This is a genomic window from Shewanella sp. 10N.286.52.A9 (genome assembly GCF_041468985.1).
GTDB lineage: Bacteria > Pseudomonadota > Gammaproteobacteria > Enterobacterales > Shewanellaceae > Shewanella > Shewanella japonica.
Window position 1 is genome coordinate 165013 of record NZ_JBFRJQ010000010.1, and the last position, 25640, is coordinate 190652.

Genomic DNA, 25640 nt, shown 5'->3' on the forward strand with positions numbered 1-25640 from the left:
AAAGAAAATGGCTGCGACTCAATCAGAACTGATATGGTTTAATGGTGAAATCATGCCTTGGCAAAATGCTACGGTACACGTGATGACACACGCAATGCATTACGGCACGTCTGTCTTTGAAGGCATTCGTATTTACGATACGCACCTTGGCCCAGCAGGATTCCGGTTAACTGATCATGTACAGCGTTTATTTGATTCAGCCAAAATTTATCGCATGAATGTGCCATATGATTTTGAGCAAGTCATGCAAGCGTGCAGTGACTCAGTCCTTAAGAATAATCTGCAAAGTGCCTACATTCGTCCGCTTATCTTTATGGGAAATGTCGGAATGGGGATAACACCGCCTAGCGATGCACAATGTGAATTAGTGGTAGCAGCATTTGAGTGGGGAGCGTACCTAGGAGCTGATAGTATGGATGCTGGTGTTGATGTAGCGGTTACCTCATGGCAACGTTTAGCACCAAATACGATTCCGACTGGCGCTAAAGCTGGTGGTAATTACCTATCATCATTACAAATTTCGACAGAAGCTAAACGTAATGGCTTTGATGAAGGTATCGCACTCGATACCAATGGCTTAGTGAGTGAAGGTGCAGGGGCTAATCTTTTTGTTGTTAAAAATAATAAGATTTATACCCCGCCGGCTACCGCTGCTATTTTGAAAGGCATTACCCGCGACACCATCATGGTGTTGGCAAGAGACTTAGGCTACGAGGTTATTGAAGAAGCCATGGCACGAGAGTTTTTATACGTAGCAGATGAAATCTTCATGACAGGAACAGCGGCTGAAATTGTTCCAGTTAGAAGTGTAGATAGAATTGAAGTTGGCTCAGGAAAGCGTGGTGCCGTTACCCAGCAAGTTCAACAGTCTTTCTTTGGTTTATTTAACGGAGAAACTGAAGATAAATGGGGCTGGTTAGAGCCATTAGTCGCATCAGACTAAGCGATTTAAGCATCGTTAAGCAGTCAATATAAGACTGATATACACAACAATAACTCATAATGAATATTTTTAAGGTTTTACTGATAGCTTCATCTCAGTAAAGCGACACAGGAAGGAAAAGACAATGCCTAAACTACGTTCAGCAACCAGTACCGAAGGTCGTAACATGGCTGGCGCACGTGCACTTTGGCGAGCGACGGGTGTAAAAGAAAAAGACTTCGGTAAGCCGATTATTGCGATCTCTAATTCATTTACCCAATTTGTTCCAGGTCATGTGCATTTAAAAGACATGGGGCAATTAGTTGCTGGCGCGATTGAAGAGGCTGGTGGTATTGCTAAAGAATTTAACACTATTGCTGTTGATGATGGTATCGCAATGGGTCACGGTGGCATGTTGTATAGTTTGCCGTCCCGAGAGTTGATTGCCGACAGCGTTGAATACATGGTGAATGCCCATTGCGCCGATGCCTTAGTGTGTATTTCTAACTGTGACAAAATCACTCCTGGTATGTTGATGGCGGCATTAAGATTGAATATCCCGGTGATATTTGTATCAGGTGGCCCGATGGAAGCGGGTAAAACTAAGCTTTCAGATCAAATCATTAAGCTTGATTTAGTTGATGCTATGGTTGCAGGTGCTGATACCAATGTCAGTGATGAAGACAGTAAGCAAATTGAGCGTAGTGCTTGTCCTACATGTGGTTCATGTTCAGGCATGTTTACTGCTAACTCGATGAATTGTTTAACCGAAGCCCTCGGCTTATCTTTACCAGGTAATGGTTCTCTTTTAGCAACGCATGCGGCACGTCGTAATTTATTTTTAGAAGCGGGGCGCCGTATCATGGATCTTGCGACACGCTATTACCGTGACGATGATGACAGCGTATTACCTCGTAATATTGCGTCTTTTAAATCATTTGAAAATGCTATGGCACTCGATATTGCGATGGGCGGTTCATCTAATACCGTTTTACATTTGATTGCAGCGGCTCAAGAAGGTGAAGTGGACTTTACGATGGCTGACATCGATAGAATGTCACGCCTTGTGCCTCATTTATGTAAGGTTGCGCCTTCTACACCTAAATATCATATGGAAGATGTGCATCGTGCGGGTGGTGTCATGGGCATTCTAGGTGAGCTAGATAGGGCTGGCTTACTGCATACGGATGTGCCACATGTTGCTGCTGATAATGGCGGCGATTTAAAGTCTGTTCTAGCAAAGTATGATATTGCCCAAACTCAAGATGAAACGATTCGCCGCTTTTATAGTGCAGGTCCAGCAGGCATTCCAACACAAACTGCATTTAGCCAAGACTGTTATTGGGATAGTGTGGATGATGACCGTCAAGAAGGGTGTATTCGTACTCGTGAAAATGCCTTTAGCCAAGAAGGCGGTTTAGCGGTGTTGTCAGGCAACGTTGCTGAGAATGGCTGTATTGTTAAAACGGCCGGTGTGGATGAAGAAAACCTGACTTTTGTCGGGACTGCACGTATTTATGAAAGCCAAGATGATGCTGTTGACGGCATTTTAGGTGGCGAAGTGGTTGCTGGTGATGTGGTTGTTATCCGCTATGAAGGTCCTAAAGGTGGCCCAGGCATGCAAGAAATGCTGTATCCAACCACATACCTTAAATCTCGAGGTTTAGGTAAAGCCTGTGCATTGATTACTGATGGCCGATTCTCTGGTGGGACGTCAGGATTGTCTATTGGTCATATTTCTCCCGAAGCAGCTGCGGGTGGCACCATTGCCTTGGTTGAGAATGGCGACCAAATAGAAATTGATATTCCTTCACGCTCGATCAAACTTGCGGTATCTGATGATGTATTAGCGCAGCGTAAAGCAGCGATGGAAGCCAAAGGGCTACAAGCTTGGAAACCACTAGCTCGTGAGCGTTATGTGTCATTAGCACTCAAAGCTTATGCATTATTGGCAACCAGTGCTGATAAAGGTGCGGTAAGAGATCGCAGTAAGCTAGAAGGCTAGTGTAAACATGAGCGTTAACCTAAAACTGATGGAATGAGACCTATGTCTTTAGCACAAGAATATTTGCAAAAAACGCTGTTATCATCAGTTTATGATGTGGCCAAAGTAACGCCGTTATCGAGCTTAAATAAACTGTCAGCCAGATTGGGGTGTCAGGTGTACTTAAAGCGTGAAGACATGCAGCCGGTACACTCTTTTAAACTACGTGGCGCGTATAACTGTATGGCGCAACTGACTCCTGAGCAATGTAAGAATGGAGTAGTTTGTGCGTCAGCTGGTAATCATGCGCAAGGTGTGGCGATGTCGGCAGCAAGCCGTGGTATTGATGCCGTGATTGTTATGCCTGGCACCACGCCTGATATTAAAATTGATGCGGTAAAGCGCCTTGGTGGCAATGTGGTGTTGTTTGGTGAAGGGTTTGATCAAGCAAACGAACATGCAAAGCAACTTGCTGAGCGTGAAATGCGCACTTACATTGCCCCATTTGATGATGAACATGTCATTGCAGGTCAAGGCACTGTCGCACAAGAAATGCTACAACAGCAACGTGACATCGATACCGTGTTTGTTCCTGTCGGTGGTGGTGGACTGATTGCTGGCATCGCTGCTTATTATAAAGCTGTGATGCCACAAGTTAAGATTATTGGTGTTGAGCCAGAAGATGCCGCTTGCTTAAAAGCGGCGTTAGATGCAGGCGAGCCAGTGTCTCTATCTCAAGTTGGGCTATTTGCAGATGGGGTTGCAGTTAAACGTATCGGTGAAGAGCCATTTAGAATCGCAAAACATTATGTTGATGATGTGGTTACTGTGACCTCTGATGAAATCTGCGCCGCAGTTAAAGATATTTTTGAAGATACCCGTGCAATTTCAGAACCGGCTGGGGCATTGTCTATTGCAGGATTAAAGAAATACTTGCAACAACACCCTAAAGAGGCTGGTAAAGGTGAGCGGGTAGCCGCCATTTTAAGTGGTGCGAATGTGAACTTTCATAGCTTACGTTATGTGTCTGAACGCTGTGAATTAGGCGAGCAAAAAGAGGCTGTTTTAGCGGTTAAAGTGCCTGAGAAACCAGGGAGCTTTTTACGTTTTTGCCAAATTTTAAATAAACGTGCAATGACCGAGTTTAATTATCGCTTTAGCAGTCGTGACAGTGCGGTGGTATTTGCCGGCATTCGTATAAGCCAAGGTCAAGCTGAATTAGATGAGATTATTGCTAACCTAGAGTCAGAAGACTTTCAGGTGCAAGATTTATCAGAAGATGAAACGGCCAAACTGCATGTGCGTTATATGGTTGGTGGCAGACCACCAGAGCCATTAGATGAGCGTCTATTTAGCTTTGAGTTTCCTGAGCACCCTGGTGCACTGTTGAAGTTTTTGACCACCTTACAAAGCCAATGGAATATCAGTTTATTCCATTATCGCAACCACGGCGCTGCATTTGGGCGTGTGCTAGCTGGGTTTGAAGTCCCATCTTCTGACGAAGCGGCGTTTGCTCGTTTTTTAACAGAGCTCGGTTTTGTTTACCAAGAGGAAACTGATAGCCCTGCTTATCAATTGTTTTTGAACTCTGGTCACTAAGTTAAACCGTGAATAAAGGCTTCCTACATAGGGAGCCTTTTAGATAAAAAGGCGATTTCAAGCTAATAAATTTCAATAGGATACAGATTCAATACATAGTCTGTGTTATTGTCATTTCTGCCCAAAGAGGCGAGAAAGCCACAAACGAAATCATATTCGGTGGCGTTAAGTAAAATAAAAAATGTAGGTTTCATTGAGCTATTACAACTGACCTCGAGCCAAGGAGACTTTGATGTTATCTGTACCCACTAATTCTGTATCTGGCATAAATGCCTTTATGCCACCTCGCCGTACCCTTATGGGACCAGGCCCTTCGGATGTGTATCCTGAAGTGTTAGCCGCCCAAGCTAGGCCAACAATAGGCCACTTAGATCCATTGTTTGTTGCAATGATGGATGAGCTGAAATCCTTAATTCAATATGCTTTTCAAACCAATAATGAAATGACTTTAGCTGTTTCTGCACCAGGGAGTGCGGGAATGGAAACGTGTTTTGTTAATTTGGTCGAGCCGGGTGAGAAAGTCATTGTTTGCCGTAATGGTGTGTTCGGTGAGCGCATGCGCCAAAATGTTGAGCGTGTAGGTGCTACAGCGGTTGTTGTTGATAATGAATGGGGCGAACCAGTATCTGTTTCAGCAGTAGAAGCTGCGTTAAACGCAAATCCTGACGCTAAGTTTTTAGCTTTTGTTCATGCTGAAACCTCAACCGGTGCTTTATCAGATGCCAAAAGCCTATGTGCCTTGGCTCAACAACATGATTGTATTTCCATTGTTGACGCTGTGACATCACTAGGTGGGGTAGAGCTGCGTGTGGATGAATGGGGCATTGATGCGATTTATTCGGGTAGTCAGAAATGTCTTTCATGTGTTCCAGGTATTTCTCCAGTGTCATTTTCAGCCAAAGCAGTAGAAAAGATTAAAAGTCGCAAGACCCCTGTCCAAAGCTGGTTTTTAGATCAAACCTTAGTGATGGGTTATTGGGGTAATAAAGATACCGGCGCTAAACGCAGTTATCATCATACTGCACCAGTGAATGCCTTATATGCATTACATGAATCACTGCGTTTACTGGCTAATGAAGGCTTGGAAAATGCGTGGAAACGTCATCAGGATATGCATCAAATATTACGTGATGGACTTGAGCAGTTAGGGCTGACTTTCGTCGTGGATGAAACGTGCCGTTTACCGCAATTAAATGCGGTTTATATTCCTGAAGGGGTGGATGATGCCGCAGTGCGTCAGCAGTTACTCAATACTTATAATTTAGAGATTGGTGCTGGACTCGGTGCATTAGCTGGTAAAGCATGGCGTATCGGTTTGATGGGTTTTGGGGCTCGACGCGAAAACGTAGCCTTATGTCTACGCGCGCTAGATGAAGTGCTTAACTAATCTTAATACAATCAGTTGAGATAAATTAAGGTTAAAAAAATGGCATCCCAAAGGATGCCATTTTTGTTAGATCATTATGTATTAAGCGTCAGCAGACAATTTTTTTTCTAATTCGTCGACTTGTGCTTGCAGTGCTTCGAGCTTTTCACGAGTTTTTAATAACACGTGCTGTTGTACTTCAAATTCTTCTCGAGAAACCACGTCTAACTTCATCAGTTGGCTTTGAAGCACCTGCTTAGAACGCTCTTCAAATTCGCCAGCGAATTGCTTAACGCCGCTAGGAAGGTTTTCACTTAACTGCTTAGCCACTTCTTCAAGTTTTTTTGGATTAATCATCATCAATTCCATATTAAATTAGGTTTCTAGTCTATGGGGTAATTGTACCTCAGCAACCGGCCATGTCCAAAGTTATCGATTAAGCCTGTGGGTGGGTTCACCTTAGTGGAGTGATACGATCGTCATTGGCTTTTTGATCGCAGTAGACGTTTAAATTTATTGATTGTCGATCGTGGCTTTCTGGTATGATCGCACTCCGTTTATTTTGGTTATTGGTAAAGTCGTCAGCATGAAGTTAAATCCTGGGCAAAATGATGCCGTTCACTATGTTTCTGGACCTTGTTTAGTATTAGCGGGTGCAGGCAGTGGTAAAACTCGGGTAATTATTAACAAAATTGCATACTTAGTTGAAAAGTGCGGCTATAAAGCACGCAATATTGCTGCGGTGACTTTTACTAATAAAGCGGCACGAGAGATGAAAGAGCGTGTGGCTCAGTCCATGGGACGCAAAGAAGCCAGAGGATTATGGATCTCGACGTTCCATACATTAGGGCTTGAGATCATTAAGCGTGAACATAAAGTGGTTGGTTTAAAGGCTGGCTTTTCATTATTTGATGATCAAGATACCTTTGCGCTGTTAAAAGAGCTGACTGAAGATGAACTTGAAGAAGACAAAGATTTAATTAAAGCGCTAGCCGGTGCGATTTCAAACTGGAAAGGCGACTTAGTCGTGCCTGATGTGGCAATTAAACGAGGTGGAGATGAGCAAACACAATTGTTTGCCAAGCTTTATCAACGTTATGCCCAACATATGAAGGCCTATAATGCGCTTGATTTTGATGATTTGATTTTATTGCCAACGCTTTTATTGCGTCATAACGAAGAAGTCAGAACACGCTGGCAAACCCGTATTCAATACTTGCTAGTCGATGAATACCAAGACACAAATACCAGTCAATATGAGCTAGTGAAGCTGTTAGTGGGTGAACGTGCTCGTTTTACCGTGGTAGGGGATGATGATCAATCCATCTATTCATGGCGGGGAGCAAAACCGCAGAACTTAGTCTTACTGGGTAAAGATTTCCCTAAACTTAAACTGATTAAGTTGGAGCAGAATTACCGCTCAAGTCAGCGGATTTTAAGAGCAGCCAACATTCTCATTGCTAACAACCCCCATGTGTACGATAAAACGCTGTTCAGTGAACTTGCTTATGGTGAGCCACTGCGTGTGTTGTTTGCCGCGAATGAAGAGCAAGAAGCTGAGCGAGTCGTTGCTGAAATTGTTCGTCATAAGTTTGTCGGCAAAACTAAATTTGGTGATTACGCCATATTATATCGAGGAAATCACCAGTCTCGTTTACTCGAACGGGCATTGATGACCAACCGTATCCCTTATAAATTGTCTGGTGGCACATCATTTTTCGCTCGGGCTGAAATTAAAGATATCATGGCATATTTGCGTCTGGTCGTTAATCCAGATGATGATAATGCGTTTTTACGTGTAGTGAACTTACCTAAGCGTGGAATCGGCCCAGCTACCTTAGAGCGCTTAGGCAACTATGCGAACCAAAAACATATTTCGATGTTTGAAGCGATTTTTCAAGCTGAGCTTAATCACCATTTAGCGCCAGCGGCGATGTCATCTTTGTATCAATTCGGAAAATTTATTGTCGATACTGGAGAGATAGCAACTCGTGGTGAGCCGGTAGATGCGATCAAGCAGTTAATTCGTAAAATTAATTACGAAGATTACTTGTACGAAACCAGTACCAGCGCCAAAGCTGCAGAAATGCGGATGAAGAATATTTCTGAGCTTTATCGTTGGGTGACGGAAATGCTGGAAGGTGATGAGCTTGATGAACCGATGACGCTACCTGAGGTGGTAACACGTCTTACGCTGCGTGACATGATGGAACGAAACCAAGAAGATGAAGGCGGTGACCAAGTTCAGTTGATGACGTTACATGCTTCAAAGGGGTTGGAATATCCCTATGTCTTTATGGTAGGTACTGAAGAACGAATTTTGCCTCATCAATCGAGTATTGATGAAGATAATGTCGATGAAGAACGTCGTCTCGCCTATGTAGGTATTACACGTGCGCAAAAAGAGTTGTGGTTTACTATGTGCCGTGAACGCCGTCAGTTTGGTGAGACTATGCGTTGTGAGCCGAGTCGCTTCTTAATGGAGTTACCTCAAGACGATTTGATTTGGGAAAACCGCAAGCCTAAACAAACTGAACAAGAGAAGGTGCAATCTGCTAAAGCGAATATTGCTAACCTAAGAGATATGTTTAAAAAGTAAACGGTAATGCCAAGGTTGAGTGCGAGGTTAGCTTACGGCTTCTTTAACGTCATTATGATCTGTTAGTACAATATTAACGATAGAAAAAACGTTACCTTGCCCTTGGCTATAGCCCAATTTTGATAAACTTTGCTTCTGCTCTGAAGTATTTATACCTTCTGCATACATATCAAACCCCAATGTTTGAGCGATAAGCTGATAGGCTTTAGCCAGTTGCAGTTGTTTTTCATTGAGTAAGTGTTGGCTAACATCGGCATCGAGTTTTAACGCTTTAATCGGTAAAAAGCTTAAGCTACTCAGTGAACTATAACCTGTTCCATAACCATTTATCCCAATATTGACACCCATTTCGGTTAAAGACTCAAAGGCACCGATATGGTTAGTGCTGTCTTGCACAAATGACTTCTCGTGAAAGAATACCCATAGCTTTGTGGCACAGATACGACTGCGCTTAATGGTGTTCTTTAAGCTGCGAAGGCCGTATTTATGTTTAATGTGCTGACTTGATAGTGGAATATGAAAGTGAATGTTGTCACCTAATCCATTTGCTAAAGCTTGGTAGTGTTGATCAATATATTTAAAAATATAATCGTCTAACATCATCATGCTTTGCGTTTGCTCGGCAAGCGCTTTTAACTGATGGTTATCAATCTTCCCTTCGCTAGGATGGTGCCAGTAGCTAACTGGCTCATAGGCTAAAATATGGCTTTGATCGAAAGTGACGATGGGCGTTAGCTCTACTATGATTTCATTGCGCTCTAGGGCGTGTAAAAAGTCTTGCTCCAGCGCGATCCGTTGATTGAAGCTGTATTCGGTTTTCTGGTCAAAAACAACATAACAGCCTTTGCCTTTTGACTTTGCTTGATACATTGCGGTATCGGCATTACGCAATACTGACTCACTGTTATCTGAAGTGTTAACAGAACTGTAAGCCACGCCAATACTGGCACCAGAAATCACTTGCTGTTGAGCTAATGTGTATGGTTCTGCAATAGCTTGCAAGATGCGCTCACATACATCTTCGGCATCTCGGTGCTGGTGGATGGAGTCGAGTAAAATGACAAATTCATCACCGCCCAAGCGAGCTAAAGTGTCATTGTCTCGAATACACATTTTTAGCCGAGTTGATGTTTCAATCAAAAAGCGATCACCTTCAAGGTGACCTAAGGTGTCATTGATTTGCTTGAAGCCATCTAAATCAATAAATAACAGAGAAAACTGCTCGTTTTGATGACGTCGAACATGCTTAATGGCTTGTGATAACCGCTCCATGAAAAAGCTACGGTTAGGTAAACCGGTTAAATTGTCATGTTTAGCATCGTAAACCAATTGAGCTTCGATTTTTTTACGCTGCATGATTTGACGTTGTAAGTTGTCATTGATCTCAGCAATCGCTTTGGTGCGTTTTTCGACCTTATCCTCAAGTTGCTCATAGCTTCGCTTTAACTGCTCAGCGGCAAGTTTACGCTCAATTGCATTGGCAATATGCTGCGAGACAAAGGTGAGTAGCTCTAAATCTTTAGTGGCAAAGGAGTTTTTGTCGGTCAAACTGTAAATCGTTAATCCGCCGGCAATTTCCCCGTGAATGAATAACGGAATACCAATCCATTGCTTCATTGTTTGAGTGTGGTTTAAATCGGGATTACTGCCATAAATCTCACCCGCAGTAATCATCCTTTTAATGTCTTGCTGATTTAACAATAGTGGTTGCTGGTGCTTTAAAATATACTCTGTTAAGCCATCCTTTAACGCCCTTGGTTTAGGCGCTTCGGCGTTCATCTGCGAGACATAAAAAGGAAAAGATAAGGTTTGTGATGGCTTGTGCACTAATGCAATAAAACAGTTGTCAGCAGGCAGTAACTGGCTGATGACTTGATGGATTTGTGGGTAAAATTCGGCTTGAGTCACATCAGATGCGGATAAATCAGCGATTTGAAATAATGACTTTTGCAGTTTCTCTGCTTTAACACGCTCAGTGACTTCAAGTTTTACTTTGTCATACGCTTCGCTGAGTTCTTTAGTGCGTTCAATAATTGCTATTTCAAGCTCTTCATTGTGACGCAGTCGCTCCATAACACCTGAAATATGGTGGCAAATAAAGCCCATTAATTCGAGTTCGAGCTCACCATAGATAATATCGTCGCTGTAGCTTTGAACGACCAATACTCCTGAGACATGGTTATTGTGTTTGATGGGAACGCCGAGCCATTGAAGGCAAGGCGAACCTAAGCCATCAATTTTTCCTTCTTCGACCAATTCATTAAAACGTCGCTCATTACAAAAAAGTGGTTCACCGGTTTTTAGCACATAACCTGTAATGCCACGCTCTAATAATGATGATATTTCTTCATCTGGATATAGCTCTGATGGGTGGGGATCTTTCTCATCAGCAAAAAAAGGTAAGGATATGGTGCCAGTTTGATTATCAAAAGAGGCAATGAAAAAGTTATCGGCATGGATCAAGCTTTGCAGATGACTGTGGACACCTTTATAGAAAGCGTCAAGTGAGATCGCTTGGGTAGCAATATTGGAAATTTCTAATAGCGCATTTTGAATGATTTCTGCGCGCTTATATTTTGTCGCTAAACGTCTAAGCCTCGACACCCTTCTTTGTAGATGTTCGATATTATTAGAGTGATTAGGGAAGGCTCCCTTTTCCATATGACTCCTTCAATCCTTTTATGCTAACTACCCACACTTGAGTATATGAAGCTTGAGCAACAAAGGGAACTATTAGTTAGTCCTTTAGGCTGAAATATGAAAATATCTCTTTTTAGCAGCTAAGTATTAGACGTTTATTTTGAAAATTGCTTAAAAACCTCACAATTTACTCAAAACTTGAGCAAACGAACAAAAAAGTTTTAAACAAAGGTGGACGTGAAGGTGATTTATCCCTATTATGTGCGTCGCTAACCAAGACGAGCGCCCATAGCTCAGCTGGATAGAGCGTACCCCTCCGGAGGGTAAGGCCGAAGGTTCGAATCCTTCTGGGCGCACCATTCGGTAAGGTCGTTTGTTAGCAAGATTGAAATCAGTGGTGATTGTAGCTCAGTTGGTAGAGCCCCGGATTGTGATTCCGGTTGTCGTGGGTTCGAGCCCCATCAGTCACCCCATTCAATCTACATTCTATTTATAGAATATCTCGGTGATTAGCGCAGCCCGGTAGCGCATCTGCTTTGGGAGCAGAGGGTCAGAGGTTCGAATCCTCTATCACCGACCAAATTTTTGTATTCCAATTAGTGATTTATTTTTGATCCTTTCAAATTGGCCTACCGTATTAATTTACAACTTAGTGATTAGCGTTTATTGATTACGTATCACTCACTCTATTAGAGTGGAGCTAAGGCTTGCCTTGTTAGACTCAATATATCAATACGATTTCCGGTGATTAGCGCAGCCCGGTAGCGCATCTGCTTTGGGAGCAGAGGGTCAGAGGTTCGAATCCTCTATCACCGACCAAATAAACAAAAAAGCCACTCTTTGAGTGGCTTTTTTGTGTCTGATATTCAGTCAGCTTAAATCTCATGTGGGCTAAAACCATAAAAAAGCCACTCAGTGAGTGGCTTTAATAGCTGTAAACAGCTTAAAAGGTAATTGCGATAGGCGGAGCAATAAACCCTTGATATGCATCTAAGCGCATTGAAGTAAATCGCTCGAGCTGCTCTTGCTGTTGTATACCTGTCACGATAACTTGGATATCTAAGCCTTTGGCGACATTTGCTAAGGCGCGACATAGCTCAGTATTATGTTGGTCATCTTCCATGTAGGCAAAAGATTGATCGAGTTTTACATAGCTTGGACGTAGGCTTTGTAAGTAGCTCATTGAGCCAAACTGGCGACCAAAATGGTCAATACCAAACTTGGCGCCATTATCTCTGATAATGTTACACAGATTTTCGCAATTATCTAAGTCGCTATACACACTGGCCTCAGGGATTTCAAAGCAGATCCTTTCAGGGAATGCGGTATTACGCAGTAAACCTTGTAGCCATGAATGGAAATGCGGGTCACTGATACTCTGGAATGTGAGGTTAATCGCTAACGGCTCATAGTTTCGCTCAAGCAGGCGGTTATCAATCACGGTTTCAATGAGGCATTGATCCATTAAGGTACCTAAAGACAGTAACTCCACATAAGGCATAAATTGACCGGCATGTTGAAGTTTATCGTTAACCATCAACTGACAATATACCTCACGTTGACAGACTTCTTCGTTTTCAGTTAGTAAAACGGGCTGCCATCTAAATTGGAATTTTTTGTTTTTTATGGCATCAGTGAGGTTATCTCGCCATTGCTCGCGGCTAAATAGTTGATGCTCATTGGTCTCAAACCAATGGAATACTTTGTTGTCTTTTAATGATTTTTGCAGCGCATTATCAGCCTGAGCCAAAATATCACTGACCGTCATGTGCCCTGTACGTTCAGCCACACCAATTGCGAAACCTTCATTAGGCTTACAGCCTGCTTTAGAGATTTCTTTATTCAAGGTTCTTAGTAAGGTCTGTAAGTACTTAGTGAGTTGATCGTGTTCTACATCCGTGACTAGAAAAGCGAATTCATATGCAGCAATTCGGGCAATGACGGATGGGGATACCTCGTTTAAATGATGCTCAAGTTTTTGTGATAATAACTTGATGGTTTCATCACGAACTTGATAGCCATACTTACTGTGTACTTCTTCTAGCCAATCAAACTTAGCTAAAAATATGGCGCCACTACTCGGCTCACCTAACCAGCCATTTATTCGACTGACCATGTATTGTCGATTCGGTAAGCCAGAAACTTGGTCGACTAAATTCTTTTTACGTAGGGCTGATACTTCTTCATCTAATGAGCTAAAGACTTGTTTTAGCTGTGCAGACATACTATTAAATGCGCCGACTAACTCTTGTAGTTCTTTCGTTTTTGGCGCTGGCATATCAGGGCCAAACTGACGGTTTGCGACTTTTTTAGCATGTTCTGATAGTGCGTGTAATGGCTTGAGAATGTAGCTTAAGCCAAAACGTGCGCAAACGATGGCAAGTAAAAATAGAATTGAAAAAATGATAATTGTATTAGAAATAATGCGCCAAAGCTCATGGTAACCAAAGCCTGGATGGGCGGTAATTTCAATTTTAGCGAGTTGTAACCAGCCAGAAGTGATAACACTTTCTTTAGTGATGGTCGTAAACAAATCTAAGTCGATAAACCATTGAGGCACGCCTTCGATACGAATGGCGTTATTCCAAACTTGTTGTTTACCGTCAACCAGCCAAGTCAATTTGATTTGCTGATAATAACCGCCTTCAAAAATGACATTCACTAAAGTTTCAGCCGCAACGTCATCGCCACTTTCTAAAGCAGGCACCAGCATAATACCAAGCGAGTGACTGGCATTGTTGAGATCTGAATCCATTTGCTTAACGAGAAAGCTTTGGGTTTCTGTAAATTGAACATAACCTAGACTGGTTATAACCAATAAAAATAAACCAAACAGTAACGCATAGATTTGACGAAAAAGGGTCATCTTGGCCACTACTCCATTTTTTGTTTGGGCTGCCGTAACCGGTCTATGCCCAACCTTAATTTTAAATCATTCCATTTTTCAAGACGCGAGGAAGAGCCCGCAAGCACACCTCGTCCTTTCTCTTTATTAAGCCATAGTTGCTTACCATTGAAGCTGTAAACAGGCAGCAAATCATTTCTTTTGGTAGCAGGCTTAATCACTGGGTCTAAATTATCTAGCACCAATGGGATTGCCCCAGGGGTTTCATAATAAGCTAAGACCATATGGTATTGGTTTACAGATGTTGCTTTAACCATAGTAATGCGTAACTTATCTTCAGCAATACCGACCTGAAGGAGCGTAAAATATTTGGCGATGGAAAAGTCTTCACAGTCGCCAGCATTGACGCCGATAAACTCCATAGGGGAGGCCCAATAATTCGACTCCCCCCAGACTTTACTATCATCGACAAATTTAAATAAATTAAAAAAGCTATTCACTTTTTCAAGCTTGGCTATATCGTCAAGGTTTTGCGCGTCATTGACGATTTTAAACCAAGCTTTAGCACGCTTTCCGGCGCGTTCACCGTATTGATCTGATAAGGCACTGATCGTTTTCTGTGCATCCATTGTTGCCGGAGCTGCTGCGTAAAGCCCCGACACAATGAAAATAGATGCCAATAATGGGTAACGGCAAGCTCGCGTAACACTTTGTAATTGCGAATAACCCTGCTTTGGCAAAAATCAGTTCCTTACATTAAAAGCTTATTGATCAACCGTGTATATGTGCCACTTCATATCTGTTCTTTGATCATCGCCTGTAACTTCAGCAATAACACGTCTGTTTGCTTCATTTGCTTCAGGCGTACCACTTAAATCAATTGGCTGATCATAGCTGTAGCCAATTGCCGTTAAACGTGATCTATCGATATTGAAGGTATCAACTAAGACATTCACAACATTATCAGCACGCGCTTGTGAAAGCGTTAAATTGTGCTCATATGTTCCAGTTTTACTGCAATGTCCCTCTATAGTCACAACCGTATTAGGGTATAACTTCATCAAGTCAGCCACTTCTTCTATTTGTTGGTAAAAGCGTGTGTTGATATGATCTGAGTCATTTTCAAATAAAATCTCTAACTCTTGGCGTTCGTTGATTTCGCTAATTGTTGGGCAGCCATAATTATCTATGCCTGCGCCAATGACGGTATCTAAACAGCGCTCACGTGCCACAATAACGCCATCTTTATCGTTATCGTTTAAATCGAATTGCTGCTCAGTTGGGCTGTCTGCGGTGACGATATCACGCATTGAACAGCCCACCGTTAGTGTCATGCTGAGTAGTAAAATGAGGTATTTCATTATTTTACTCCTCCTTCGTAGTCACGTTCGCCTTGCCAAATATCTGGTCGAGTAACACGTAATGAATCTAGTAACTGTCCAGTTGCATTCAATAAGCGATATTTTGCAATCGTTTCATCATATTCTGTTTGTAGATAGTCCTGACGGGCTTGATACAGTTCGTTTTCAGTATCAAGTAAATCTAACAAGCTACGTTGCCCTAGGTTAAATTGCTGAGCATAAGCAACTTGAGTATCTTTTGAGGCAATAACATGATCACGAATATATCGCTTTTGCGGCGCTAACATTTCATAAGCATTCCATGAAAGGTGCACACCTTCAACGACTTGACGATGAGCACGTTGGCGGATTTCTTTCGCTTCGTTAATTTTGTAAGCGGCTTCCTTTTCTCGTGCGAGATCTTTACCGCCAGAGAATAAGTTGTACTTCACTCGAACCATACCAACCAGATCATTACTGTAACCATTCACATAAGGGTCAAGTGTGGTTCCTGTGCCATAACCATCTTCACCATCAAGGTTATTATTCCAGTTACCGTTTAATTCTAATGAGAATTTTGGATAGTAATTAGATTGTGCTGAACTGCGCTCACTATCGGCGGCTTTGATATCACTACTTGCCGATTTTAATATTGGGTGGTTGTCTTGGGCCATGATGACACTCTCTGCGATGTTAGCAGGGAGTAAGTCTATATCAGGCACAGGAACAACTAGGTTTTCAGGTGCAACTTCAACGATGCGAATATATTGGGCTCTTGCATCAGAAAGGTTGTTTTTAGCTGACATCAGATTGGCATTTGCACGAGCCAGTCGACCAGATATTTGCGATAAATCCGCAATCGAGCCTAAACCTGAATCAGTACGTTCCTTAATTTGCTCATAAATTTCTTTATGACTATTTAAGTTTTTCTCTGAAAGCACCAACAGTTGCTCAGCTTTAATGTAATTCATGTACACTTTACTAACTTCGAGTGCGATATCTTCTGCAGCGGCGAATAACGCCCATTGCTCAGAACTCGCTTCGAAAGAAAAACGGTCAACTTCACTACTTGTATAAAAACCATCAAACAGCATTTGTTTGATACTAAATCCTGCTTCACCTCGTTCAAGTTCCATGACGCCTTCATCCAGATTGTCATTTCCTGGCTGTCTTTTCCCACGAGTTGAAGGACTGTCAGTTTGTTCCCATCCATAGGCCCCTGTTAAATCTACAGTTGGCATATACCCAGCAATGGCTTGGTTAACTTGTTCTTCGCGTGCTTTAAAACGGTTAAACGCAATACGAAGCTCAGGATTGGTATCCAGAGTGTGTGCAACAGCCTGCTCTAACGATTGTGCGTTAAGCAAAGGCGTTGCAAAAATTGCTGACATTGCCAATGCGAAGATACTCAATTTACTGCATTGGTTAATGTTAATTTTCATGTAAAAAACCCTCCCGGTTTTTTGGCTAATTCTCTCTAAGTGCTGTTTCTTTTGCCCGTAATATCGGGTTCAAAATGTACTCAAGGATAGTTCTTTGCCCGGTAATGACGTCCACTGATGTGAGCATGCCGGGAATAATTGGCATCTTTGTGCCATCGCTTTTTGTTAAATTCGATTCTTCAGTTCTGACACGTATAGTATAGAAGCTATTGCCTTCTTCATCTTGACTGGTGTCTGCACTGATATGTTCAACAGTGCCTTTAAGGCCGCCGTAACGGGTAAAATCATAAGCAGTGACTTTGACGACAGCGGGTAAGCCTGGGTGCAAAAATGCAATATCTTGTGGTGTAATTTTAGTTTCGATTAATAGCTGATCTTCTGAAGGTACGATTTCAATAATCTCTTCTCCTGGTTGAACTACGCCACCTAGAGTATTGATATGTAATGTTTTAATGGTTCCGTTTACCGGCGAAGTAATCACAGCTTTATTAATTTTGTCAAAAGCACCAATTTGGGCTTGGTTCATACGAGAAAGCTTAGTTTGCATCTCGTTTAAACTGGCACGTAAATCAGCAGCATAAACGAATACAGCTTCACGTCGTTTTAAAATTGCCTCATCCATCGATGCCTTTAGCTTAGGGCGCAATAAGCGCATTGTTTTTAATTCACCTTGGATGTCGTTGACCGTGCGTTCGAGTTTAAGTAACTCAACTTCGGGTACAATCCCTTTTTGGGCTAATGGTTTCGTTAATTCAAGCTCACGAGAAATAAGCTGGTAACTTTTAGTTAGCGTAGAGATTTTAGACGTCAGCTCTTCTGTTTCTTGTTGGCGCTGTTGTATTTGACGCACCAAAATTTCCAGTTGATTGGTAAGGTTGTCAAGACGGCCTGAGTATTCTGCTTGCTGGTTTTTAACTAAGTCAGGTTCTTGTTCAATAATTTCATCAGAGAATACTAAAGGTTGTTTGGTGATTTTGACTTGTTCTCGCCAGTTAGACGACATATCAGAAATAACGATGCTATCAAGTTCAGTGCGCATACGTATAACATTGGTTTGTAAGCTATACACTTCTTGTTCTTGTTGGGCAAAGTCTGAACGAAAACGAATATCATCAATTTTAACTAGCGGTTGCCCTTTAGTGACGATCATTCCTTCTTGAACATATATCTCTTGCAGTACACCGCCATCGAGACTATCAATAAGTTGAATTTGAGAGGAGGGGATCACTTTTCCCATTCCAGATGTCACTTGATCTAACTCAGAAAAATAAGACCAAATAAAGAAACATAAGGTCATGGCTGCCAGTGACCATATGATAAGACTATGGCCACGAGGGGAGTCTGTCATCATGGCGCCATAGACATCATCAACCATCTCTAAGTCGTGATTCGATAATTTATTACTCATGAAGCACGACCTCCTGCAAGTAATCCATTATTGAGTTTTTCTAAAATGCTGTCTTTTGGCCCATCAGCTATTACATGGCCTTTGTCTAAGACAATAATGCGATCCACTAAACGCAATAAATGCATTTTATGGGTAATCAGTAATAGTGTGCGGTCTTTACTGACATGTTCCATTGAACGAATAAATTGTTTTTCTGCTCGTGCATCTAGGCTAGCAGTAGGTTCGTCCATTAATAATACTGGCGGGTCATTGAGTGTCGCTCGAGCAAGAGCCACAGTTTGTCGTTGGCCACGACTGAGCGATAAGCCGCCTTCACCAACTTGTTGATCTAAGCCTTCTGACTCAAGGTTGGTAAACATACTGACCCCAGATAGCTGCACCGCTCGGATCAGTTGATGTTCGGTGACTTGACGGGTCCCAAACAAGATATTGTCTTTAATTGAACCATGAAATAAGGTGACATCTTGCGGTAAGTAGCCAAAGTTACTGCGTAAGTCACTTGGGTGAATTTGACCTGAATCTAATCCGTCATATCGAAGGCTACCCTGTGTTGGTTTATACAGACCAACCAGCAGTTTTGCTAAGGTACTTTTACCTGAACCATTGCGGCCAATGATGGCAATTCTCTCACCTGGCTTAATGTGCACAGAAAGTGGGTGTAAAACCGGTTTTTCAGCTTCTGGGAAAGTAAATGCGACATTATCCGCGTCAATTTTACCTTGTAAGCGCTGTTTGCTAACGAGATGGCCTTTGTTTTCAAATTCTTCTTCTTGATTCATTACTTCATCAAGTTGTCGCAATGAGCTGGCTGTTTGATTGCCTCGCGTAATCAGGCCTGCTAACTGTGCCATGGGTGAAATCGCTCTGCTTGAAAGCATCACCGCTGCAATGATGCCCCCCATTGAAATTGCATTATCAGCGACACGGTAAACCCCTAATATAACGACGCAAACTACGGTGAGCTGTACAACAAAATTAGCAACATTACTGACTGAGTTTGTTAGTTTTTTTGATTTTAATTGCCAGTTAGCTGTATGGCCTATCATCTGCTGCCAGCTTTTTTGAACAAGCCCTTCAGCACCATTGGCTTTAATCGATTCAAGAGCTGTAAGGCTTTCAATTAAATGACCATGTTTGAGGCTTGAGAAACGGTTACTTTCTTCAATAGCAGCTTTGAGTTTGGGCTGAATAAAGAGCGTAAAACCAATAATGATAATACCGCCTATTACTGGAATGACGGCTAGGTCTCCCGCCACAATATATATAATGGTCACGAACAAGAGTGCAAAAGGTAAATCAACCAATGTGGTAATGGTTGCTGAGGTTAAAATTTCACGAATACTATCGAACTCACTGAGCTGTCGAGCCATGCCGCCGACACTGGGAGAGCGTTTTGATAGTGGGATCCCAATGGCTTTGGCAAATAACTTTGAAGACACAATAATGTCGACTTTTTTACCAGCTATATCAATCAAGTAACTACGAAGCTGACGTAGAATTAAATCAAACAAATAGGCGATTCCTGCCCCAATCGCTAATACCCATAAAGACTCAAATGCTAGGTTGGGTACCACTTTATCATAGACATTCATGATAAATAGAGGGGATACCAGTGCAAACAGGTTGACTAATACTGAAGCGATTAATGCGTCTCGATAAATGGGAGCAGAGTCTTTAATACTTTGAATTAACCAGTGAGTGCTATTGTCATGGATATGAACATCAAAGCTGTTATCTCCACGAAACTCCTGCTTCACAAGAAATAAATAACCCACATAAAGGGTTTCGAGTTCTTCTACTGTGAGGGTTTCTTGTCCGCCTGTTTCTGGCAATTGAATAGTGACTTGATCCGCATCAATATCAATTTTTCGTAAAATACAGGCTTTTTTATCTTTCAATAATAAAATACAAGGTAGCAAAATATCCGAGATTTGATTTAAATCTTTACGGGTCAATTTTGCAGATAAACCGCCACGAGAAGCGGCTTGTGGCAGTAACTCTGGAGTAATGACAGCACTAGTCAATGGTAAGCCTGCCGCAAGTGAATCACTTGAGCAAGGCGAACCAAAATGTTCAGTCATTAACACAAGACAATCAAGCAGGGGATCGACAGTTGTTCGCTGTGAAGCCGAAATCGTCCACTGTTCTTGTTGGTCAGACGCAGTTGCTGGCACTTATTACTTATCCTTTGTAATTATAGTTTTGTTAAGCACAATGTGCAGACGCTAACATATTACTACGTAGCGTCAACAAATTGTTGTATTTAAGGAATAATATTACCATCCAGGTTATTTTCCAATGGATCGATTGCTGCAGCATTTTGTGCGGATGCGTTATCTGATGTATCGACGATTAAAGCGCCGTCATCTAGCAGTCCGTTAATGATTTCGCCATTAGCTGAACTACCGTAGATGTCAGTTAAATCAACACCGTTTAGCACGATTTTTTGATCAGCAGTGCCATCTAGATTAACGTCGACATCAATAGTGGTATTGTTACCGTCGTAACTGAAGCTCAGCATGTCTTCTAAGTTAGATAGATCTTCATTCACCAATAAATCGCGTAAATCTAAGCTATCTTTACTGGTGTCGAAGTCAGTGATTGTGTCACTGCCGGTGTCATTGGCATTCCATGCGAAGGTGTTACTTCCTTCACCGCCACTTAAGACATCATCACCTAAGCCACCGATAAGTAAATCATCACCTAAACCACCGATAAGCATATCGTTACCTTCACCGCCAATGAGTACATCATCACCGGCTCCGCCCTCAAGAATCGCGTCAGCAAAGTACAAGCTGCCTGTTGCTCCTGAGTTCCCATCGGAAATATACGTACCAGTTTGGGTGGTTCCGTCACTTAAGGTAATCGTGAATGTCGCGCCAACTAAACTTGCGCCAGTGTCACTACCTAAATTATCTGTATCAAACGCAAACCAGAACTCATCTCCGTTCGTGAAGTCTCCTGCCGTAAATACTGCGGTCAGTGTGCCGCTATCTTGCGTCATATTGGCAAAGATATTTGAATCACTGTCATTAATGCCAACGGAGTCAGTTCCTTTTACTAAATTAGACTGACTGACGTCTACTATCGCATTGGTATCTCCTCCACCTCTGAGATTAATTTCTATTTGGGTGATAGATATTCCTGCTGCGAGCAATGCAGCCTCAAAACCGAACTGGTTGGAAGCGTTATAGGTATTTCCAGATTTCACTGTCGCTTTAATCAAAGACGATGCCGAATTAACAGCAGTCGACGTCGCAATGATAATATCGTTTTCTGCTGTACCTGTGAGGACATTGGAATTTTGATAATCAATGGACACTTCAGCTGTGTCACTGGCACCATTGCCCGTTAAAGTATATTCAAAAGAATCTTCATCATTTGCGGCAGTAACAGTGACAGCGTCGTTTGCTAATGAAGCATTGGTTCCGTTGACACTTGTCACCTGAGCATCGCTTGGTGTTGCATCTCCATGGGTTAAATACTCAGTAGCAATCGTGATATTACTGCCCTGAGCTTGGTTAGTAATGACATTATTTACATTGGCATCGAGTGAAGCGTAGTAATCGATATTGATAGCTAGGTTCAATGTATCCGAGTCACCATCATTATCGATAATTGTGACTTCGATATTTTCTTGCTCATTAAGAATGTTTTCTGTCGAATCAATAAAGTAACTATATTCACCAGTTGAGAAATCAATGGTGAATGTCGCGCCAAGCGCAGTGGTGATAACTTGGATCGGATCTGCCATATTAATCGAGTACGTCGTGTTATCGACAACGATTTGGTCAACATAACCGCCATCGGCACCAACTAATACCCCCGTAGAGCTAGTACCGAGAATACCTAAACTGCCGCTAACGGCATTGGACTCGAAATAATCAAGAATTGTATTCGTTAAATCGTCAGCATCGTTAACTTTGATCGCATGCTCTTCTTCTGTTATTTCAGTCGTTTGAGGGTAAGAAATTGGGTAAATTTCATCTAAATCTGCATTGCCAATACCGATACCGAATGAAATATCATAATAAGTATCAAGGTAGCTTTCCCAGTTACTCTGTAAAGTTCCATCAATATTGTGTCCACTTGAAGGCACACCGTCAGAGATAAAGTAAACAAAGCTTTGGTCTGCTGGTGGTAAGACAACATTCGACATCACTTCATTCAAGGCGCTATCGTAATATGTACCACCGCCAGCTTGTAATGCATTTAAGTAATTAATGGCGCTATCGATATCATCAATTAGCCAGCTAGAATTACTAACAGAATCTGAGTAAGCAACAATTTGAACATTCACATTACCCGTTGAGTCGACCTCATTGATAAGTGCTGTTAATGATTCAATTGCTGTTTCTAGGTAAGTTTTACCATTACCTGCACTGTTGTCCATACTGCCTGACACATCTAATACTAAGGTCAAGTTTGTTGTGATAGGTGCAGCACTTGCTTGCAAGTTCTGCTCAATATCATTCACCATCGGCTTATCATCAGTAATTGATACCGTTAAAGTGGCACTGCTCGTGTCACCTACACCGTTTTCGATGACGTAATTGAAGTTCTCTAAAACATCGTTACTGGTTGTATTTGTAGACGTTAATTCATACTGATAGTCACCTGCTCTAAAGCCGTTGCTATCATCGGTGTAAACGGTTAATACACCATCAGCTGTCGTTATTGAGATAATGCCATTTACAGGTACGACACCTTCAATACTTGTTATAACAGTGCTACTACTAACACCAGAGTCATTATCAAGTAAGTTTCCGGTTGCAATGTGCGAATTGGTTCCTTCTTCAGTACCGCCTGCCAAACCTGCTTCGGATACAATAGCGGCATTATTTTCAGCAAGTGGGGTCGAATCTTGGTTTACAGTTAATATCGCTGTACTTGAATCACCATCAATATCTGTGAGCTGGTAAGTAAACTCCTCACTAGAAATCACACCATCACCAATGGAAGAAGCTGTGATTGCATTAAGGCCATATGTTGTACCTGAATTTGCTGAAAGTACCAGATATTGGAACGGCGAGCTGGTAGAGATATTAAGGCTATTACTATTCGTTGTACCTGTCTCTACTAGATTGCCATCTGCATCATAAACGGTCCAAATGACGCTTTCAGAGTTACCGACATTGGTTAAGCTAATGTCTAACGCATTGAAAGGAGCTTCAGAGCCAAGGTCAATGACAAGTTGTTCACCATTGCTAATGGTAGAGTTGCCGACTCCAATTCTAGAGCCATTATCTCCGACATTATTACCAGGCACTCCTAAGCTATTAAAGTTAAACGATGCCCCACTACCAAAGCCATATAATGAAACCCCATTATTATTGACCAAGTCATTGAATGATAAGCTATCAATAATCGTATCAGTTTGGGTTGACTGGTATTGATAACTACCATCTTGGTTGATGGTGAGTACACCTTTATCTGTGGTGATAGTCAGGTTTCCATCAGCATCAAAACCGCTATAAGTCACGTCACCAAACGTCACACTTGTTATCTGTGCACTATCAGCGCCAAGGTTATCAATACCGGAGCCATCGGTTCCTGCTGCCGTGATGACATCACCAAATGCTAAACCACCAAAGCCAACATGGTCTGTATCATCTTCAGCTACAGGAGCTGTATCATTTACATCAATTGATACTTGGGTCCAAGAAGAGGCACCAGTTCCATCGGTAGCTTGGTAATAGAAACTATCAACCAGTGTATCGCTACTTGTATGGTCGAGGTTTTGTGGTGCTTCATAGGTATAGCTTCCATCGCTATTAATTGTGATGGTGCCACCCAGTGTGGTAGTGAAGCTTTGTCCTGCTTTTGTCACATCAATACTATCGACGTCAGAGTTGCCAGGAGCAAATCGAGTTACTGACAAGCTATCACCTTCAGGATCTGTGTCATTGATGAGTAGATCTGCTGCAGTAAATAATAGCGATTCACCTTCAAGTACTGCTAATTGATCTGCAACTGTTTCTGGCACTAAGTTAACACCAACAATGTTGATGGTAACTGTGGCGGTGTCGACAGCGCCATATTCATCAGTTAGCGTATATGTAAATGTATCAGTATCTAATTCACCTGCAGTTAGACTGTCGAATGCACCATTAACATCATAGGTGTATGTCCCGTCAGCATTTATAATGAGTTTAGCACCGCTAGTAAGCGTAATCTCTTGCCCGTAGACGTATGCGTTACCGTTGACATGACTGATGTCAAAGTCATGGTTTTGCGCATCACTATCATTAGCAAATAACCCTTCAGAAACATCGCTAATGACCAAGGTTGAACCTTCTTGCACAACGTACGCATCGACTAATGCAGGGCCTGTAACAGTAACAGAATCTAAGTAGTAATCAGATGAGTCTGCGAGTGCTGCGCCGCCGTTGGCTTCGCTAATTGTTGGCGCTGCCTCAAAGACTAATTGGTCAAATACCAGGTTACCGGTATTGATGGTAAAACTACCTGTTGTACCGGTTGAGGTTGTGAAGGTTTCAGAAGCCACTAATTGGCCATTATAGTAAGCGTACCATGTGCCTTGTTCACCACTATTTTCATCAGCGAACATACGTGAAACGCTAAATTCTGCTTGATTAACAAGACCATTGAAATCAATGATTATGGCTTCAGATGTGCCTGTCTCAGAGTCATATTCAATTTGTCCTGAAATTTGACCTGCAGATCGTGGCGAGCCAGCTACGCCTATGTGGTTATTATCGGCATTGACTGAGATTGCGCCAACGCTGCCATCAGCATTTCTTGCGCTGATAGTAAAGTCAGCTTCTCCATCTGCATTTACTGGGCTTACCCAGTTATTGTCTGAATCTGCTGACGTTGTGAATATGGTGCCAACAGCATCATCAACGGCATCAACTGTGTTATCTGCAATGGTGAGGTTTTCACTATCACCGGAACCTAAGTTACCTGATAAATCTGTGTAGGTATCGTCATTCACTGTGATACTAGCTGGGCCGCTGTAGCCATCAGTTGGAGTGAATGTAGCTGTCCAAGTTTCACCGCCATCATTTGTAACGAGATTAGTAAGTGTACCACCCGAAACAACGACATCATCAACTAAGTTAAAGTTAGTGACTGCCTCACTAAATGTAAATGTAACCAGGGTTGAAACACCAAACTCAAGAGTGGCGTCTGCGACAGTGATGTCTAATGTTGGTGCGGTTGAATCTAATTCGTCAGTATCATCTGCACTAACAGTATTGCCATTACGATCTTCAGCAGAAGCATCGACGGTGATATCACCATCTACTAAACCAGAGATATCGACACCTGAAATTGAATAGTTACCGTCATTATCAACGGTTACACCTGTCACTACTTGCACTGCGCCTGTGATATCTGTGAGAGTCAGCGTTACAGTGCTTCCAGGGGCTACATCGACAGTGTTACCAGAAATATTTGCTGTTTCAGTTCCATCATTAACCGTTAAGGCGACAGTGATAGAGCCGTCAGTGACATCAAGGTTTTCAGTGTC

Annotated in this window: 14 protein-coding genes and 4 tRNA genes; 9 read left to right on the forward strand and 9 right to left on the reverse strand. The window is 42.2% G+C overall.

All coding sequences use genetic code 11. The features are described from left to right. The first annotated feature begins 7 nt into the window (after nucleotides 1-7). From AB4128_RS09640 to AB4128_RS09655, 4 genes are all read left to right on the forward strand, one after another. Complete coding sequence (locus tag AB4128_RS09640) at nucleotides 8-943, forward strand: branched-chain amino acid transaminase (protein WP_055026147.1); 936 nt, start codon at nucleotides 8-10, stop codon at nucleotides 941-943. A 124-nt stretch (nucleotides 944-1067) separates the two neighbouring features. Beyond that, nucleotides 1068-2927, forward strand: a complete 1860-nt coding sequence (gene ilvD / locus AB4128_RS09645) for a dihydroxy-acid dehydratase (protein WP_055026146.1) — start codon at nucleotides 1068-1070, stop codon at nucleotides 2925-2927. 42 nt (nucleotides 2928-2969) lie between these two features. Beyond that, a complete protein-coding gene (gene ilvA, locus AB4128_RS09650; RefSeq protein ID WP_225442117.1) occupies nucleotides 2970-4505 on the forward strand; it encodes a threonine ammonia-lyase, biosynthetic in 1536 nt (511 codons plus the stop codon). Nucleotides 4506-4737: 232 nt separating this feature from the next. Beyond that, a complete protein-coding gene (locus tag AB4128_RS09655; RefSeq protein ID WP_080917002.1) occupies nucleotides 4738-5892 on the forward strand; it encodes an alanine--glyoxylate aminotransferase family protein in 1155 nt (384 codons plus the stop codon). Nucleotides 5893-5973: 81 nt separating this feature from the next. On the opposite strand, the gene ubiK is transcribed toward AB4128_RS09655, so the two are convergent. After that, nucleotides 5974-6228, reverse strand: coding sequence for a ubiquinone biosynthesis accessory factor UbiK (gene ubiK, locus AB4128_RS09660; protein ID WP_055026143.1), 255 nt, complete (start codon nucleotides 6226-6228; stop codon nucleotides 5974-5976). A gap of 229 nt (nucleotides 6229-6457) precedes the next feature. On the opposite strand from ubiK, the gene rep reads away from it, so the two are divergent. Next, nucleotides 6458-8470 (forward strand): DNA helicase Rep, encoded by a 2013-nt coding sequence (gene rep, locus AB4128_RS09665; RefSeq protein WP_055026165.1) that lies wholly within the window; start codon nucleotides 6458-6460, stop codon nucleotides 8468-8470. Nucleotides 8471-8497: 27 nt separating this feature from the next. Here rep and AB4128_RS09670 read toward each other — a convergent pair whose 3' ends face one another. Continuing rightward, the gene (locus AB4128_RS09670) at nucleotides 8498-11131 is read right to left on the reverse strand and encodes a diguanylate cyclase domain-containing protein (RefSeq protein WP_372037544.1); all 2634 of its coding nucleotides are present in this window, start codon (nucleotides 11129-11131) and stop codon (nucleotides 8498-8500) included. Nucleotides 11132-11392: 261 nt separating this feature from the next. On the opposite strand from AB4128_RS09670, the gene AB4128_RS09675 reads away from it, so the two are divergent. From AB4128_RS09675 to AB4128_RS09690, 4 genes are all read left to right on the forward strand, one after another. After that, nucleotides 11393-11469, forward strand: a tRNA-Arg gene (locus AB4128_RS09675). Nucleotides 11470-11507: 38 nt separating this feature from the next. Beyond that, nucleotides 11508-11583: transfer RNA gene (locus AB4128_RS09680), tRNA-His, on the forward strand. 30 nt (nucleotides 11584-11613) lie between these two features. Further along, nucleotides 11614-11690: transfer RNA gene (locus AB4128_RS09685), tRNA-Pro, on the forward strand. 162 nt (nucleotides 11691-11852) lie between these two features. Beyond that, a tRNA-Pro gene (locus AB4128_RS09690) sits at nucleotides 11853-11929 on the forward strand. A 124-nt stretch (nucleotides 11930-12053) separates the two neighbouring features. Here AB4128_RS09690 and AB4128_RS09695 read toward each other — a convergent pair. The 7 genes from AB4128_RS09695 to AB4128_RS09725 form a co-directional block, all read right to left on the reverse strand. Next, a complete protein-coding gene (locus AB4128_RS09695; RefSeq protein WP_055026141.1) occupies nucleotides 12054-13976 on the reverse strand; it encodes an EAL domain-containing protein in 1923 nt (640 codons plus the stop codon). Between the two features lie 8 nt (nucleotides 13977-13984). After that, nucleotides 13985-14584, reverse strand: a complete 600-nt coding sequence (locus tag AB4128_RS09700; protein WP_372037550.1) for a transglutaminase-like cysteine peptidase — start codon at nucleotides 14582-14584, stop codon at nucleotides 13985-13987. A 135-nt stretch (nucleotides 14585-14719) separates the two neighbouring features. Then, on the reverse strand, nucleotides 14720-15316 hold the full coding sequence (locus AB4128_RS09705; protein ID WP_055026139.1) for an OmpA family protein: 597 nt from the start codon (nucleotides 15314-15316) through the stop codon (nucleotides 14720-14722). Continuing rightward, nucleotides 15316-16737, reverse strand: coding sequence for a TolC family outer membrane protein (locus AB4128_RS09710; RefSeq protein ID WP_080916999.1), 1422 nt, complete (start codon nucleotides 16735-16737; stop codon nucleotides 15316-15318). Before AB4128_RS09710 ends, AB4128_RS09705 begins: the two co-directional genes overlap by 1 nt. A gap of 25 nt (nucleotides 16738-16762) precedes the next feature. Beyond that, complete coding sequence (locus tag AB4128_RS09715) at nucleotides 16763-18145, reverse strand: HlyD family type I secretion periplasmic adaptor subunit (RefSeq protein WP_055026137.1); 1383 nt, start codon at nucleotides 18143-18145, stop codon at nucleotides 16763-16765. Further along, nucleotides 18142-20319: a type I secretion system permease/ATPase gene (locus tag AB4128_RS09720; protein WP_119969350.1), complete on the reverse strand. Its 2178-nt coding sequence runs from the start codon at nucleotides 20317-20319 to the stop codon at nucleotides 18142-18144. The genes AB4128_RS09715 and AB4128_RS09720 overlap by 4 nt, the downstream gene beginning before the upstream one ends. Nucleotides 20320-20408: 89 nt before the next feature. Then, a partial coding sequence (locus tag AB4128_RS09725) for an Ig-like domain-containing protein (protein WP_372037545.1) occupies nucleotides 20409-25640 on the reverse strand: 5232 nt, incomplete at its 5' end.

Coding starts and splice junctions, on each gene's coding strand:
- AB4128_RS09640 (WP_055026147.1), top strand. CDS start 8: ATGGCTGCGACTCAATCAGAACTGATATGGTTTAATGGTGAAATCATG.
- ilvD (WP_055026146.1), top strand. CDS start 1,068: ATGCCTAAACTACGTTCAGCAACCAGTACCGAAGGTCGTAACATGGCT.
- ilvA (WP_225442117.1), top strand. CDS start 2,970: ATGTCTTTAGCACAAGAATATTTGCAAAAAACGCTGTTATCATCAGTT.
- AB4128_RS09655 (WP_080917002.1), top strand. CDS start 4,738: ATGTTATCTGTACCCACTAATTCTGTATCTGGCATAAATGCCTTTATG.
- ubiK (WP_055026143.1), bottom strand. CDS start 6,228: ATGATTAATCCAAAAAAACTTGAAGAAGTGGCTAAGCAGTTAAGTGAA.
- rep (WP_055026165.1), top strand. CDS start 6,458: ATGAAGTTAAATCCTGGGCAAAATGATGCCGTTCACTATGTTTCTGGA.
- AB4128_RS09670 (WP_372037544.1), bottom strand. CDS start 11,131: ATGGAAAAGGGAGCCTTCCCTAATCACTCTAATAATATCGAACATCTA.
- AB4128_RS09695 (WP_055026141.1), bottom strand. CDS start 13,976: ATGACCCTTTTTCGTCAAATCTATGCGTTACTGTTTGGTTTATTTTTA.
- AB4128_RS09700 (WP_372037550.1), bottom strand. CDS start 14,584: ATGGATGCACAGAAAACGATCAGTGCCTTATCAGATCAATACGGTGAA.
- AB4128_RS09705 (WP_055026139.1), bottom strand. CDS start 15,316: ATGAAATACCTCATTTTACTACTCAGCATGACACTAACGGTGGGCTGT.
- AB4128_RS09710 (WP_080916999.1), bottom strand. CDS start 16,737: ATGAAAATTAACATTAACCAATGCAGTAAATTGAGTATCTTCGCATTG.
- AB4128_RS09715 (WP_055026137.1), bottom strand. CDS start 18,145: ATGAGTAATAAATTATCGAATCACGACTTAGAGATGGTTGATGATGTC.